A 15,152-nucleotide genomic window follows, 5' to 3' on the forward strand; every position below is an offset into this window, starting at 1 on the left:
TCCGAATAGAGAAAGGAGCTGGAGCCTCTGTTATTACGACCGGGCCGGTAGTTCGCCCAGTACTTCGTTGACGGTCTTCTGTTGCGAGCCACGCCAGATTTTGACAGAGACGGTATCGCCAGGGTTCTTAGCAATCAGAATATCGCCAAGCGATAAAATGCCTGTCACTGGTTGATCGTTAATCTGCACAATCACATCATTCTGTTTCAGTCCAGCCTTATCTGCAGATCCTCCCGGGGTAACCTCAACAACCAGAGCGCCTTGAGAGACAGGCAGATTATTCTGTCTGGCAAAGGTTGGGTCGACGTCAGCGGCCTGAATCTCCAGGGCTGCACGTCCCGTACGTGTGACTTTCCCGTATTGAATGAGTTGGGGAGCAATAAAATTTACACGGTTGGAAGGGATCGCAAATCCTACCCCATTGGCTGGCGTTTTGAATTGAGGATCAATCGCCGTTAATGTCGGAATACCTACAAGATTGCCCTGCATGTCAACCAGAGCCCCCCCACTATTGCCTGGATTAATAGCCGCATCTGTCTGAATCGTACTGGGTAAAATCGTTCCGTTTCCAGTTGCGACATTGCGTCCCAGGGCGCTCACAATCCCGGCTGTGACGGTCTGGGTAATACCCAGAGGATTTCCAATGGCAAGTACCTCTTGCCCTACTTGTAAATTTGAAGAATCTCCCAGCGCTGCAACTTCAAGGTGGGATTTAGTGGGATCAATACGAACGATTGCCAGGTCATCATCAGGTGCCTGGCCAATTAATTGAGCAGGCAGCGTGGCACCAGTCGAGAGGACCACTTCCATGTTCTGCCCCCCCTCCACCACATGGTTATTGGTAATAATGTATCCTCGCTTATCAATAATAACTCCCGAACCAACGCTATTGCCAGATGATCCGGTGACATTGACCTGTACTACGGTTGGACGCACCTTTGCAATCACCGTTGCCCTGGCTGAATCGGTCCCATTTGTTGTAGATGGGATACCTGGCAGAAGATTTGATCCATTACTATTGTGAGCGCCAAATTGCCAGCCAAACAAGAAAAGCGTTAAGGCGATTAAAGCGGCTAATAATGCACCTAGCCAGGAGATCTTTCTTCTAGCCGAAGATGGTGTGGGCGGAAATGATGTGGTTCCAGGCTCACTCTGCACAAATTGCTGGCCTGAGGAGGTGCCTGGCTGATCAGCCAGAGGGATCGTAGAACGTTGCGCAGAAGATTGAGCGTAAGCATGAGGATGCGTAAAAGGCTCTGTCGCCTGCGAGGCATCAGTGGGCGACGGCTCCTCTAGATGAGCATTAGCAGGGGGATGAACAGCACCACTTCTCTGCTCAAACGCTTGTCCAGGTTGTGCTTCCTGAGAAGATACTCCCCCTTCAGACGAACGAGGCACATTCGTTGCTGGATTGTTTGGATCATACACAATAATCACGCACCTTTCTTTATCTCAACCAATTGCCCTGCTCGTTTACTAAAAAAACGATTCTGTGTCCATGTTTGAAACACAGATCTGTTGTTGCCTTCTCGTACCTAACGACGAAAGTATCAATAGATCCGGGTATTCTGCTTCTTTGAATGTATTTGCTGTGATTAAAGAAAACACAACTATAAATCTCTTTTGTGCCTCTACAGCTACAGATATACTGTTCAGTTAGCTAGTCTGCACCCTGCTTATTTCACCAGGAAAGAAACTAGTGAAAAGACCGATGCTGTAAAGGCTGACCGTGGATTATAGTATGCGCAAGTATTCGTGTTTCCTGAGAGGAAAAGGACAAGGAACTATGACACAGACTCATGAAAATACACAAGGTTTACAAGCTTTATCACAACAGATGGCAGATGCCGTTGAGCGAGCACAGAGCTCGCTTGTTCTTGTGGATGGACGTAGCCGTCAGCCAGCAAGTGGCATTATTTATGCCCCTGATCTGATATTGACTGCCAGCCATGTCCTGGAACGTAGCGAAAAAGTTCAGATTCATACCGCAGATAAACAGACATATGCTGCTCAGATTGTTGGACGAGATCGTACCAGTGATCTGGCCGTCTTACGCGTCCCTGGTCTTGTTCAGACGCCTGCAACGCCAGCACCAGAAGCAGCCAGAGTGGGACAGCTCGTACTGGCGATCGGAGCCTCTACAGATGGGCCAATGGCGAGTATAGGGATTGTCAGTAGCGCAGGTGGTCCCCTACGCACAGAACAGGGAGTTGCCCTGGAACGCTTCATTCGTACGGACGCTATTCCCTATCCTGGTTTCTCAGGTGGTCCCCTTATCGATACACAAGGACAGGTACTGGGCCTGTTGACCACCGGGATTGTCAATGGAATTCCCTTCGTCATTCCTATAGATCTCGCCACCTCTCTGGCAGAAACACTGGCAACACAGGGAACCGTCAAGCGTGGTTATCTTGGAATTGCCAGTCAACTTGTACAACTTCCTGAGCAACAGCGGGGTGAAAGCCAGAGAAAACATGGCCTTCTCCTGGTAAAGGTAGATGATCCCAGTCCAGCTCACACGGGAGGCCTCTTCTTAGGCGATATTCTTGTGGCACTCGATGGTCATGCCGTGACCGATTCTGAGGATCTCCAACTGCTCCTTACAGGTGAGCGAGTTGGAAAAGCTGTCCCTGTAGAAATTATCCGTGGTGGCACAGTGCATACTCTTCAGGTCACAATTGGGCAACGCCCTGCGTAGTCTGTTCTTTATAGCCCAGATCTGATAGTCCTCATCTGAAGGAGTGCACGATGTCACAAACAACCTTTTCCACACAATCATCTCTACCACTGCCAGATGCCTTCTCTACGGGCCTCACAGCCCTCTTTGCCGATGCCAGGCCAGCCATTGTCCAGGTACACGTTGATCAACGTGGGGGAGGCACAGGGATCGTATGGAGCGCAGATGGGCAGATTCTCACCAACAACCATGTGATTGCAGGAATGCGATCACAGCTTCAAGTACATTTTGCTGATGGAACAACACTCGACGCAACCATTCTTCATCGTCATCCCCAACTGGATCTTGCGCTACTCAAAGTACATGCAAAGGATCTTCCGACCCTTGTGCCTGGAGATTCCGATGCATTGCGGATTGGCGAATGGGTCTTTGCTATTGGTCACCCCTGGGGACAACGTTGGGTCGTAACGGCTGGTATTGTGAGTAGACTCAGCTCAGTCCAACTTACACCACAGTTAAAGACCAGATATATTCAATCAGATGTCCGTCTGGCTCCTGGGAACTCAGGGGGACCACTGTTGAATGCAGAAGGAAAAGTGGTCGGGATCAATGCCATGATCTTTGGTGGTGACCTCTCAGTAGCGATCCCCAGTCAGGTGGTCAAAGCATGGCTGGAGGCGTTGCCAGGCCGTCGCCCCACGCTCGGCGTTGAACTACAGATCGTTCCACTTCCTGCTCCCATTCAGCAGCAGCTATCAAACGGTCAGACACAGGGATTACTCATTGTCGGGCTACCAGGGAGACAGGACCGTTATACAGACCTTTTCTTAGGCGATATTCTCCTGGAAGCGGCAGGGCAGCCAGTCACCGATGTAAAGATGCTTCGAAAGATCCTGGCCGTTCAAGAAGGCAAAGAGCTTTCTCTTAAGATTGTCCGTGGAGGGCAGATACACGTTCTTCCAGCGGCACTGCTTATAACAGATTGACATCCTCCCCCGACTAAAGCCGGGGGATTCCCGACCTCACGATCGGGGTTTCCTGCTTCGCTGAGACGTGCCAGGCTTGGTTTTCACCGCACCAGGTCTTACGGCCTCTCCACAGGCTTCACGTACCGTCAGTCCGGCGGCATGAATGTTTTTTGAGGCGTTGAGGTCACGATCGTGATGGACCCCACATTTGGGACAGGTCCAGTGCCGTACCTCTAACGCTAAGGAGTCGAGAATATGTCCACAGTCAAAGCAGCGTTTGGAGGACGGGTACCACTTGTCAATTTTGACGAGGGTGCGTCCATACCACGTTGCCTTGTATTCCAACTGGGACACGAATTCCGACCAACCCACATCGCTGATGGCTTTCCTGAGACTCTGGTTTTTGACCATGTTTTTCACCGCCAGGCTCTCCACACAGATCGTTTGGTTTTCACGGATCAGGCGGGTCGAAAGCTTGTGCTGGAAATCACGGCGACGATCAGCGATGCGGGCATGGATTTTGGCAACCTTCAAACGAGCTTTCTCTTTGTTCTTGGAGCCCTTTTTCTTTTTCGCATGCCGTCTCTGGGCTTTGGCGAGCTTCTTTTCATCGGTGTGAAAGAACTTGGGATTGCCGATGGTTTCCCCTGTGGAGAGGATCACGTAGGATTTCAATCCGAGATCCGCACCCACGGTTTTGGGGGTGACAGGCAACGGGGCAATGTTTTCCTCCACCAGGATGCTCACAAAATAGCGATCGGTACTATCCTTGGAGACGGTGACGCGAGAAGGGACGGCATCCTTGGGCAGCGGACGGGACCACACAATGCTGAGAGGTTCTTTCATTTTGGCAAGCGTCAACTGCCCATCTCGCCAGGTAAAAGCATTGCTGGTATAGGTGGCTGCTTGTTTCTGACGTTTGTGCTTGAAACGAGGATAGGCGGCGCGTCCCTCAAAGAAATTGACAAACGCTTTATCGAGATGGCGCAAAGCTTGTTGCAGGGGAACAGAAGAGACGTCATTGAGCCACACATACTCACCTTGTTTTTTGAGGGCTGTGAGCATCTCACTCAAATCTTTGTAGTACAGACGTTTCTGCTCCTGGTAAAAGGCGTCAGTTTTGCATCGCAATGCCCAATTGGAGACAAAACGTGCGCACCCAAACGTACGAGCAAGTATCTGTTTTTGCTCGTTGGTTGGATAGACTCTGTACTTGTATGCTTTCTTCTGTTCCATACTTTACATCGTATCGCATATCGTGTAAAAAGTCAACCCCAAAAAAGGAACGGCGCTTTCATCCCCCGCATGAATGCAGGGGTTTTCCCGCGCCGGTTCTATAAAGAGAAGTCAGAAACTGACCCCATCAGCGATGAGAGGTCCCTGGATTCTGTTCCAGGGGCTTCTCATCGCTGATGGGGTCAATTTCTTGCCAATTCTGGTCAAAATCCAGTACAGGCAAGGAAGCATTCTGAATCCTAAAAACGTGTATTGGGCCTTCTCAGGGGTTGGAAAAAAATTTTCTGCATGATATGATGAATATAATCTCATGAATTTAAGGCTGTTTTGTTCTATAGGAAGAACAAGATATCCAGAAAAAACCGTCTGTTTTTGGAGAAGAATATGAAAACCAACGTTGGTATCATTGGATGCGGTAATATCAGCTCTATTTATCTTGAGTCGCCGAGCAAATTTGACATCTTAAATATCGTTGCCTGCGCAGATATTGATTTAGAGCGTGCTCGAGCTCAAGCTCTCCGCTATAATATCCCCAAAGCTTGCAGCGTCGAAGAATTATTAGCAGATCCTGAGATTGACATTGTTATTAATTTAACCATTCCTAAAGTGCATGCCGAGATCGATCTCGCAGCTATTAAGGCTGGAAAATCGCCTTATAGTGAGAAACCATTAGGAATTACTCGTGCGCAGGGATTAGAAGTTTTGCAGGCCGCTGAAGCCAGAAATCTGCGCGTAGGATGCGCCCCCGATACCTTTCTTGGTGGTGGTATACAGACCTGTATCCAACTGATCAACGAAGGTCGTATTGGCAAACCAGTCGCGGCCACAGCCTTTATGCTGGGGCATGGACCCGAGGGTTGGCATGGCGACCCTGAATTCTTTTATCAGCCAGGAGCAGGCCCCCTTTTCGATATGGGTCCCTACTATCTAACCGCCCTGGTGGCAATGCTCGGCCCCATTCGCCGTGTTACTGGTTCGGCACAGATTAGTTTCCCTGAGAGACTGATTACAAGCCAGCCAAAATATGGCACAAAGATCAAGGTCAATACACCCACCCATATCGCCGGAGTGCTAGATTTTGCCGATGGTGCTGTTGGATCACTTATCATGAGCTTTGATGTCTGGTCACATCGCCTTCCCTGCATCGAGATCTATGGAACTGAAGGAACCCTGGTCGTCCCTGATCCAAATACATTTGGTGGCCCCATTTCTATTCGTGGAGCTCGTGATCATGAATGGCAAGAGGTTCCTCTGACACATGGATACAGCGAGAACAGCCGTGGCATCGGTGTCGCCGATATGGCTCACGCCATCCGCTCTGGCCGTCCTCACCGCGCCAGTGGAGCACTGGCCTACCATGTCCTCGACGCCATGGAATCTCTGTTGGATGCCTCCCGTGAAGGAAAACATATTGAACTGACCAGCGTCTGTGAGAAACCTGCTCCACTGAGTGAAGGCACTCATGACTGGAGCGAAGATCGTTAAGAGATATCTCATGCTATAATAAAGACGAACTGACCCTTCGGCAATGATGATCCTGGCCGAAGGGTCCTGCAAAAATAGTCAGCAAGTACACTCAGTAGATAGGAGAACATCGAACATCATGAGCAGAGATGTTGCAAACAGAAGACTGCGTGCCGGCATTGTAGGCGGCGGAAAAGGTTCTTTTATCGGAGCCGTTCACCGGGTCGCGGCAGAACTAGATGGGCAGGCTGAAATCATTGCTGGAGCCATGTCCACTGATCCCCAACGGGCCGAGGAATCAGCCCGTTCATGGTTCCTTCAACGCTCATATGCTAGCTATCAAGAGATGGCAGAGCAAGAGGCCAGGCGACCTGATGGCATTGATTTTGTCATCATTGCAACACCCAATCATATGCACTTTCCCGTTGCCAGGGCCTTTCTGGAACAGGGAATCCACGTGGTCTCTGACAAGCCGATGAGCCTTAGCCTGGAGGAGGCACGAGAAGAGGTCGCCCTGGTTGAACGAAGCAACGTTATTTTTGCGTTGACCCATAACTACACTGGCTATCCAGCCGTTCGTCAGGCGCGCTACCTCGTTCAGCAGGGTGAGATTGGGGAAGTGCGCAAGGTCATTGTTGAATATATCCAGGACTGGTTGATGAAGGCAGAAGAAGAGACTGGCAATAAACAGGCATCGTGGCGGACCGATCCTAAGCGCTCAGGGATTGCCGGGAGCGTTGGCGATATCGGAACCCATGGCGAAAATCTGTTAGAGTTTGTCACTGGCCTGAAGATTGCCTCACTCAGTGCTGATCTGACCTCTTTTGTGAAAGGTCGCCAGTTGGATGATGATGCAAACATGCTTCTGCGCCTGGAGAATGGAGCCAAAGGTCTGCTAACGTGTTCTCAGATCGCAGCGGGTGAAGAGAATGCCTTAAGCATTCGTGTGTATGGCACAAAAGCTGGACTTGAGTGGCATCAGATGGAGCCGAATACCCTTCTCTTTAAGCAAGCAGGCAAGCCAGTGCAGGTATTACGCACCAATCAGGGCTACATGTCTGATGAGTCGAAGGCTGCGTCACGGACGCCTGCGGGCCATCCAGAGGGCTTCTATGAAGCTTTTGCCAATATTTACAAGATGGCGATTGCTGATATCAGGCGTGTTGAGTCTGGCGAAAAGCCACAGGGAGGGTATCCAACTGTCTATGATGGCCTTCGTGGCATGCTCTTTATTACCAAAGCCGTTGAAAGTTCGCAGAAAAATGCGGCCTGGGTCGAGATGAAAGACGAGTAGTCTCCTCTTCCTCAAACAAGGTCGCCTCTGGTGCCATGGAGAATGGGCACCAGAGGCGACCTTGTTGTTTTATAAACTGGACTCCTCATGCTGACTCCTCGAGCTTCGCTATAGCCGTCTTTCAGACAGGTCAAAAGGATTTTTTCTCTTTTTGCAAGAGCATTTGGTGGCCCTCGGTATAGTGAAAGTGGAAGGCAACTAAATGCCTGAGCGCAAGGCTACTATACCTGTTGTTAGAGGGGATCTGACGATTCTAGACCAAGAGCCAGGGCGCATTAACACTCTTAGCAGAGAGTTTTCTTTTCTCTGCACCATTATGCTATTTGTGAGGAGTACCCATTTATGAGAGCGAGTTCGAACGATAAAGAACAGATTGTGGTTGGTAAGGATGAGTTGATCCATCAGGTCGCCGCAAAAGCGGGAATGAATCTGAAGGAGACCAATAAGGTTATTGATGCCTTTACTGAGGTTGTGCGGGAAGGTGTAGCCAAAGGCTATGAAGTTCGCCTGATGGGCTTTGGAACCTGGAATCTTCGTGATGTGGCTCCCCGCCGTGTGAAGTCTATTCGTGGTGGCGATCAGATTACGATTCCTGCACGCAAGCGTGTTGGCTTCTCGGTTGGTGCAGTCCTTTCACAAGCTGCGATGCAGACTCATGGTTCAAAACAGATCAAACCCACTCATGCCGATGGGAAAGGTGCCCGTAACGGCGTAGCAAAATAAAGCTGTGCGTCCCTCTTAGATATCCAACCACTCTCTTCTATTGGTTGTTATCAAGAGGGACGCAACAATTATCGTGATCAGACCGGGTGCTGGTGTAAAAACTGCTCGATCTTTTCTCGTTCGTCTCCTTTTGGAGCCCTGAATGTACCTTGATCATTGAGAAAGACGGTATGGTTTCCTTGAAAAAGGATGATCATATCTGGTTTATGATCTCCATTGACATCTCTGAATGCCAGCGTAATTGGGATCAGATCATCAGTCGTTCCATAGAGTTGAGGTCCCGTATAGATATGGGTATGAGCCGCATCTCCTCCAGAGATCTCGATCACCTGAATATGTCGATTGAGGTTGAGGGCAATAAAATGGCTTGGGCTTCCATTCTGTTCATTATGCCCGACCCATGCATCTGTCTGAAAAGTACGAGGGCGACCATAGAGGAGATCGTTATAGGTTGTGTTTAACCAGGCACATACTGAACTCAAGACAAACCAGAGCAGAATGGTAAGGAGCATTCCAGACCCCAGGTAGAGGAGTGGATGGGATCCTTGATAAGAAACTGCCTGATGGGCCTCACTTTGGGCGGTTGCTTGCCTCTTTTTCTGAGCCGGGAATGTACTGGTGCCAGAAACGGCCCTGGTGGTTTTGCTCTGTTTTGTCTTTACCGGTTGGGGCTGTGAAGATGGAGATTTAGCAAGTTCTTTTGTCGCTCGCTTCCACTCAACTACCTGCTCAGTGGTTGGTATCTGTGCTGTGATTGGACGGACGTAGTTGACGCGCGTACGCGTAGAGGAACGAGGAGCTGCTTTGATAGGAAAAGGCATATTCTCTCCAATAGGTCGATGACGGATGATACTTTTGGGGATCAATTTGCCTGTAGATGCTAAGGTTGGCATCGTTTGTTTTCTCCTATCTTGACAACTGGCACGTTTAGTCTTGCTCTGTTGGAGCCTGAACGTTTTCCACCTGGAGAAGAGGTACGCACAACAGTAAACGGAACAATAAGAATATATGTTCTATTTTAAAGGTCCGTGACAGGCTTCGTCAAGCTTTTGGTAGAAAGGGCTATACATTATCCAGGTGGATCTTTGTTGTACAAGAGATACTACTGTGGTGGAATCTACTGAAGACGTGCAGGCTGTTTTTGTGAATATTTCTCATTCGATAGAAAAAAAAGTTTTTTTCATCCGCTAGCATGTTTGTAGTATAGCATAGACGTCATTGATATTCCAGGGGCCTATAAGATAATTTTCGCGTCGTCATAGAATAGAGGGGGACTTGCTGAAGAATGTGGAGGCAACCCTGGCTGTGAGCGATAGACGAGGGTGTGAGATAGCGAGCCTTCGTGCATTGTAGAGAGATATTCTATGTCAGATGCAAAAAAATGAGGAAGTGTGACGATCACAGCAATGTTGAAATGATCTCTCGTTGTCACACCAAAGACCACAATTCTGGCACATGGCAGCTCAAGCCCTGCCAAACTCTGCTCCTTGCTCACTTCTGAGTATAAAAGCGACGCGATAGGAAAGTCAATTGGGTATCTGAGGGTATAAAGTTTACTGTGTTCTATGTATACACAGGTAAAGGCGTGCTGAAAACTCCTTTTGCCAGGCTTTCCTCTGTAGCTTTACTAAACGATTCGTGCAATGAGCAAACTACGGTCTTTTTGCCGATGGCAATTATAGTTAATTTGCACAAACGACCTCAAGAATTTCTCAATAAAATTAGTGTTTCCCTAAAGATTTGCTCAGTAAAACAGGAGCAATTCGCAAGAATTTCTCAATAGATGCTTGCTATTTGTGCATAGTGCACAAATAGCAAGCGGCTTTTTTTTACAGGTTGTCACTATCATTTGGAACCGTAAATCTTTATAGTTATCTTATCGAAACAATCAGTGATGCCAATCAATGAAGATTCCTCAAAAAGCCTCACATTGCATTATCTGTATATTCGCTATTTCGTTTACTCATTGTCGAGTTTCGTCATCGCCCTTTTATTCTGACCCGTTCCACATGGACCAATTCTGGCTGAAAGGACTTATCTACGATGACATCTCTCCTTAGCTCCGCCTGGGTTCGTTTTAAGACGAATCTGCGCGATCCCCTTGTGCGCCGCAATGTTGCCCTCTATATGGGTGGTAAATTGTTAGGTTTAACTCTGGTTTTATTGGCAATTAATTTCTTTGTTCCTACTGCTATTCATGCGGCAACGGGCCGCCCTGCTGCTGATGTTCCAACTATTAATGCTGTAAATACTGTCTGGACACTGGTTGCGGCTTTCCTGGTCTTTGGCATGCAGGTTGGCTTTGTTATGCTTGAGGCTGGCTTTGCCCGCTCGCGCGAATCGGTCAATATTCTTGTTGAGGGTATTGCTGATACCTGTATCTGTGGAGTTCTCTTCTGGGCCTGGGGCTTTGCCTTCATGTTTGATAATGGTAATGGCTTCATCGGGACACAGGGCTTCTTCCTCAATGGTATGCTCGGTAGCACCTATCAAAGCTCAGGCATTCCGGTTCTTGCCTTCTGGGTCTTCCAGTTTGCCTTTGCTGATACTGCTTCAACGATCACTTCGGGCGCTATGATCGGTCGTTGTGGGTTCTGGGGCGATATCGTGTATAGCATTGGTGTGACGGGCTTCATTTATCCGATCATTGGTCACTGGGCCTGGGGTCCTGACGGATGGTTGGTCGCTCTGAACTTCCACGATTTCGCTGGTTCGACGGTTGTTCACAGTATTGGTGGTGCTATCTCTCTAGCTGGTGCGATTGCTCTGGGACCCCGACTGGGACGTGTTTTCAAACGCGATGGTGGCGGACCTCCTCCTGCTCATGATCTGATCATCGGTGCTGTTGGTGGCCTGATCCTCTGGTTCGGTTGGTATGGGTTTAATCCTGGTAGCACTCTTTCAGCTCTCGATGCTGTTGGTATCGGTCGCGTCTCTTTCAATACAACTCTGGCCGCTTGTTCGGGTGGCCTGATTGCGCTCTTCTACTCCTACTTCCGCTCAAAGGGCAAGTCCTGGGATCTGGGTCTGACCGTTAATGGCTTCCTGGGCGGTCTGGTCGCTATCACCTGCCCGTGTTACTGGGTTGATCCAGTTGGAGCGTTCTTCATTGGCGCTGTCGCTGCGATCGTCGTCGCGCTGGGTCTGGACCTTCTCGAATACTTACGTATCGATGATCCTATCGGAGCCGTTCCTGTTCACCTGTTCGCTGGTATCTGGGGAACGCTCTCTCTGGGTCTCTTTGCAACGGGTGCCTACAGTGCTCCAACTCCGACCGGCGCTGCGACCAGCGGTTTTGTCTCTGGCCTCTTCTACGGCGGTGGCGCTTCACAATTAGTTGCTCAGTTGATTGGTTCAGGCGCAGTTGTCGGGGCAACCCTGGTTGTCTCTCTGATCATGATGTTTGCCTTGAAGGCCATTGGTATCCTTCGCGTCTCGAAGGAAGGTGAGCTGGAAGGCCTGGATCTGCACGAGCATGGGGCAGTTGCCTATCCTGAATATGCTCTGATGGGTCTTGCTCCTTCTCTTGCCGGGCCTGCAACCCACTTGAGTGGTGCTTCTGAGGAGTCTCGCGTTCTGGTCGAGGATTAACATTCTTTCAAAAACTATCTGTCTGAAGATCTGGTAGTTTGTCACAAAAGAAGGTTCGCCTATCTCTCAAATTGAGGTGGGCGAACCTTCTTTTGTAGATAGTGTACAAACAAGGCTTTGTACCCCTTCAATAAAGAAGAGCTATTCCTTAATGAGTACTGTTTTTTCATCTTATCTATAGAGGTTCTTATGTCGTTTAAGCAAGAACTGATAGTCTGGATCATTTTTTACGAGGAGATATTTTTCATAGAAGATGCGAGATGATTGAGCTTTCTCGTTTCTGTCCCAATCAGGTTCCTGTGGATTGATCTGCTTCCTGGCCGCCTGTTGTTCGTTTGCAGGGAGCTTTTGGGGATTTTGAACATACTTTTTGCCGGAACGATGATTGGCATAGCGGCGCGATCGTGTATAGCCCATCTGTAGAAACTTGCGGGCCATATCCATACCGACGAAATCTTGTTGTTCTTTGTAGGCAAGAAAAAGTTGATAGATCTTCTCGGAGGATTCTTGAGCGATGGCTGGAGTTTTAAAATGCCAGTAAGGTAAAATCTCTGATTTATAAGGCTCGACAAGCAAAACACCTTGCTCACCCTTACCAACACGATACAAATGAGGTTGTTCGCGGAAATTTGTCGTCTGATAATCAAGACCATAATCAAACATACTTGTTCCTCCTTCTTTTTTAGAGAACGGTTTGTAGCCTGGAAACACAGGGACATTGCCCACTGAAAGTGCTCCTGATTCGGTGTTTCAACCAATAGGTTGACAGAGAAACCTGATTGCTGATACGATGATGGAAAAGTATTCGAAGGAACATTTTCTTATGAACTCAGCGCATCCTTCTGGCCGTCGTCTTGCACCGCATACTACTTCCAACGACGAACGGCGTTTACGATTGGTAGAATCTGCCTATTCCTTGATTGCTGAGAAAGGGATGGCAGGGCTACGGATTCGCGAGGTTGCCTCGCGAATCGGACTCAATCACGCGACCTTGCTGTATTATTTTCCCACGAAAGAAGCTCTCATCCAGGCTGTCGTTGAGTATTGTATTCGTCAGTTTGACCTCATTCAAGCTCCCAATCCTTCCGTTGCGACAACCCCTAGCGAGCATCTCCGGCAACGCTATCTCTCCGATCTTGCCCATCAGTTACGCGAAGTGCCTGACCTGTTCCTCGTCCTTGATGAATTTCTTCTGTATGCACGACGTGATCCTGCAACTCACAGCATCCTCATGGAGGCTGTCACGTCCTGGCAACACTTTCTGGAACGTCTCATTCAGGAGGAGATGGCCTCTGGACGCTTTCGGGCTGATATTGACGCCAGGAGTGCTGCTCTTACCCTGATGGCATTTTGTCAGGGTGTTGGTCTCTTGTTACACACACGACCAGAAGACATCGACGGTATCCTCTCACAACTATCGACGTGGTTTCACTCGCTCTTGTCTCCCCACGACGAGGAGAAACGTTAGTTCACATCATCTCTTATCTGCTCACTCCGTTCTTTGCGTTCTTCATCTTTTGAAATGTCAACCAAACGGTTGACAGTCCTCTGTGAGAGGTGTATACTCGCCATGTCAACCAATTGGTTAGCATTCCTAGTTATATACAAGAAGAAGACGTATGAAGATTACTCGACGACAGGCCCTCAAGTGGGGAGTCATAGGCACTGCGGGATTTGCAGTTCCCATTGGGGTCTTACAACTCCCTTTAGCACGCATTCGCGCCATTGAGTCCGTGACCAGCCCCGCAACACGGCCATTCCAGGTTCCGTTGCCTATACCGCCAGTGCTTCAACCACTGCGTAGCGATACGACGACCGACTATTACGAGATGACGATCAAACCCGGACTCGCCCATATTCTGCCTGGTATCACGACTCCAATCTGGGGCTATAACGGGATTTTTCCTGGCCCGACCATTGAAGCGAGACGGGGGCGCACGACGGTGATTCGGCAGATCAATGCCTTACCTGTTCCCGTTTCAACGCATCTGCATGGTGGGAAAACGCCGCCCACAAGCGATGGCTACCCCATGGATCTCATCTTGCCACGCGATCCTGCCCCGTTTCAAGCCAGCCTCAACGATGCATCCATGCGTCGCTTCATGGGAACAAACGGCATTGGGCATTCCTTACAGATGCAGATGCAGCAGACAAAAGAGTATGTGTATCCTAATGATCAGCCAGCTTCTATTCATTGGTACCACGACCATCGTATGGATTTCACAGGGCCACAAGTGTACAAGGGACTCGCCGGGTTGTATCTCATTCGAGACGAGGTTGACGACGCACTTCCCCTGCCGAAGGGAGAGTACGATATCCCTCTCATGATTACTGATCGCACGTTCAACGCCGATGGCTCGTTTTTCTATCCCTCGCTTGACCCCACGTTGACCACGACACCCGGAGTTCTCGGAAAATATTACAATGGGATGCTGGGGGACACGCTTCTCGTCAATGGAGCTGTTCAGCCGTTCCTGGAGGTTGCTGCCGCCAGGTACCGCTTCCGTCTGCTCAATGCCTCCAATGCGCGCGTGTATCAGCTTGCCTTGAGTTCCCATCAGTCCTTTGTCCAGATTGGCAGCGATGGGGGGCTGCTTCCTGCTCCGACACTACGTCAAACTATTCGCATCTCTCCTGCCGAACGCTTTGATGTGGTCATTGATTTTTCACACGTTCCCGTCGGTTCGCAGGTCGTCCTGAAAAACCTTCTGGGAGATGAACGAACGACCGATATTATGCGCTTTGATGTGGTGCGTCAGACCAGAGACGAGAGCACCATCCCCACCACCTTAGCACCATTTGAGGTCCTTCAACCATCTGAGAGTCTCACCACACGTACCTTTCAGTTTTTTTATGGGTTGGGGATGTGGACGATTAATGGGACCTACTTTGACCCCAATCGGATTGATGCGACCCCACGCCTTGGGACAACAGCGATATGGGAATTTACGAGTGACGGGAATCATCCCATTCATATGCACCTCGTCAATTTTCAGGTGTTGAGTCGTGATGGACGGGCTCCTGACCCGGAAGATGCTGGGAATAAGGATACGATCTTCCTCAAAGCGGGTGAGAAGGCACGCGTGATCACGCGCTTCGATGGCTACCGGGGGCTCTACGTCTTTCACTGCCACAACGCTGAACACGAAGATATGCGTATGATGGGCCAATTTGAGGTTATCTAGTGGAGGTAAATGCC

General features: G+C 49.4%; 12 protein-coding genes. 8 read left to right on the plus strand and 4 right to left on the minus strand.

Features of this window, described 5'->3' with window-relative positions:
* Window positions 1-33: 33 nt before the first annotated feature.
* A complete protein-coding gene (locus EL628_RS13715; RefSeq protein WP_126580500.1) occupies window positions 34-1,428 on the minus strand; it encodes a S1C family serine protease in 1,395 nt (464 codons plus the stop codon).
* Window positions 1,429-1,786: 358 nt separating this feature from the next.
* Between EL628_RS13715 and EL628_RS13720 the strand changes: the two genes are divergently transcribed.
* Both EL628_RS13720 and EL628_RS13725 read left to right on the plus strand, forming a co-directional pair.
* The gene (locus EL628_RS13720) at window positions 1,787-2,698 is read left to right on the plus strand and encodes a S1C family serine protease (protein WP_126580501.1); all 912 of its coding nucleotides are present in this window, start codon (window positions 1,787-1,789) and stop codon (window positions 2,696-2,698) included.
* Between the two features lie 50 nt (window positions 2,699-2,748).
* Window positions 2,749-3,663: a S1C family serine protease gene (locus tag EL628_RS13725; protein WP_126580502.1), complete on the plus strand. Its 915-nt coding sequence runs from the start codon at window positions 2,749-2,751 to the stop codon at window positions 3,661-3,663.
* A 36-nt stretch (window positions 3,664-3,699) separates the two neighbouring features.
* On the opposite strand, the gene EL628_RS13730 is transcribed toward EL628_RS13725, so the two are convergent.
* On the minus strand, window positions 3,700-4,881 hold the full coding sequence (locus EL628_RS13730; RefSeq protein WP_126580503.1) for an RNA-guided endonuclease TnpB family protein: 1,182 nt from the start codon (window positions 4,879-4,881) through the stop codon (window positions 3,700-3,702).
* Window positions 4,882-5,265: 384 nt separating this feature from the next.
* Here EL628_RS13730 and EL628_RS13735 point away from each other — a divergent pair, with 384 nt between their 5' ends.
* The 3 genes from EL628_RS13735 to EL628_RS13745 all read left to right on the plus strand — a co-directional run bounded on the left by EL628_RS13735 (window position 5,266) and on the right by EL628_RS13745 (window position 8,362).
* Window positions 5,266-6,366, plus strand: a complete 1,101-nt coding sequence (locus tag EL628_RS13735; protein ID WP_174719961.1) for a Gfo/Idh/MocA family protein — start codon at window positions 5,266-5,268, stop codon at window positions 6,364-6,366.
* Between the two features lie 118 nt (window positions 6,367-6,484).
* Entirely contained in the window at window positions 6,485-7,639 is a 1,155-nt protein-coding gene (locus EL628_RS13740; RefSeq protein ID WP_126580505.1) for a Gfo/Idh/MocA family protein, read from the plus strand.
* 342 nt (window positions 7,640-7,981) lie between these two features.
* On the plus strand, window positions 7,982-8,362 hold the full coding sequence (locus EL628_RS13745; protein ID WP_126580506.1) for an HU family DNA-binding protein: 381 nt from the start codon (window positions 7,982-7,984) through the stop codon (window positions 8,360-8,362).
* Between the two features lie 77 nt (window positions 8,363-8,439).
* Here EL628_RS13745 and EL628_RS13750 read toward each other — a convergent pair whose 3' ends face one another.
* Window positions 8,440-9,255, minus strand: coding sequence for a hypothetical protein (locus EL628_RS13750; RefSeq protein WP_126580507.1), 816 nt, complete (start codon window positions 9,253-9,255; stop codon window positions 8,440-8,442).
* A 1,150-nt stretch (window positions 9,256-10,405) separates the two neighbouring features.
* Here EL628_RS13750 and EL628_RS13755 point away from each other — a divergent pair.
* Window positions 10,406-11,953, plus strand: a complete 1,548-nt coding sequence (locus EL628_RS13755) for an ammonium transporter (protein WP_126580508.1) — start codon at window positions 10,406-10,408, stop codon at window positions 11,951-11,953.
* Window positions 11,954-12,124: 171 nt separating this feature from the next.
* Here the strand turns inward: EL628_RS13755 and EL628_RS13760 are convergent, their stop codons facing one another.
* On the minus strand, window positions 12,125-12,616 hold the full coding sequence (locus EL628_RS13760; protein WP_126580509.1) for a DUF4385 domain-containing protein: 492 nt from the start codon (window positions 12,614-12,616) through the stop codon (window positions 12,125-12,127).
* A 160-nt stretch (window positions 12,617-12,776) separates the two neighbouring features.
* Here EL628_RS13760 and EL628_RS13765 point away from each other — a divergent pair, with 160 nt between their 5' ends.
* Entirely contained in the window at window positions 12,777-13,421 is a 645-nt protein-coding gene (locus EL628_RS13765; RefSeq protein ID WP_161975491.1) for a TetR/AcrR family transcriptional regulator, read from the plus strand.
* A gap of 151 nt (window positions 13,422-13,572) precedes the next feature.
* On the plus strand, window positions 13,573-15,138 hold the full coding sequence (locus tag EL628_RS13770; protein ID WP_126580511.1) for a multicopper oxidase family protein: 1,566 nt from the start codon (window positions 13,573-13,575) through the stop codon (window positions 15,136-15,138).
* Window positions 15,139-15,152 lie beyond the last annotated feature (14 nt).

The sequence above is a fragment of the Tengunoibacter tsumagoiensis genome, from assembly GCF_003967535.1.
Classification (GTDB): Bacteria; Chloroflexota; Ktedonobacteria; order Ktedonobacterales; family Ktedonobacteraceae; genus Tengunoibacter; species Tengunoibacter tsumagoiensis.

What these genes read in the sequence shown, in the direction of transcription:
- EL628_RS13720 (WP_126580501.1), top strand. Translation starts at nt 1,787, where the DNA reads ATGACACAGACTCATGAAAATACACAAGGTTTACAAGCTTTATCACAA.
- EL628_RS13725 (WP_126580502.1), top strand. Translation starts at nt 2,749, where the DNA reads ATGTCACAAACAACCTTTTCCACACAATCATCTCTACCACTGCCAGAT.
- EL628_RS13730 (WP_126580503.1), bottom strand. Translation starts at nt 4,881, where the DNA reads ATGGAACAGAAGAAAGCATACAAGTACAGAGTCTATCCAACCAACGAG.
- EL628_RS13735 (WP_174719961.1), top strand. Translation starts at nt 5,266, where the DNA reads ATGAAAACCAACGTTGGTATCATTGGATGCGGTAATATCAGCTCTATT.
- EL628_RS13740 (WP_126580505.1), top strand. Translation starts at nt 6,485, where the DNA reads ATGAGCAGAGATGTTGCAAACAGAAGACTGCGTGCCGGCATTGTAGGC.
- EL628_RS13745 (WP_126580506.1), top strand. Translation starts at nt 7,982, where the DNA reads ATGAGAGCGAGTTCGAACGATAAAGAACAGATTGTGGTTGGTAAGGAT.
- EL628_RS13750 (WP_126580507.1), bottom strand. Translation starts at nt 9,255, where the DNA reads ATGCCAACCTTAGCATCTACAGGCAAATTGATCCCCAAAAGTATCATC.
- EL628_RS13755 (WP_126580508.1), top strand. Translation starts at nt 10,406, where the DNA reads ATGACATCTCTCCTTAGCTCCGCCTGGGTTCGTTTTAAGACGAATCTG.
- EL628_RS13760 (WP_126580509.1), bottom strand. Translation starts at nt 12,616, where the DNA reads ATGTTTGATTATGGTCTTGATTATCAGACGACAAATTTCCGCGAACAA.
- EL628_RS13765 (WP_161975491.1), top strand. Translation starts at nt 12,777, where the DNA reads ATGAACTCAGCGCATCCTTCTGGCCGTCGTCTTGCACCGCATACTACT.
- EL628_RS13770 (WP_126580511.1), top strand. Translation starts at nt 13,573, where the DNA reads ATGAAGATTACTCGACGACAGGCCCTCAAGTGGGGAGTCATAGGCACT.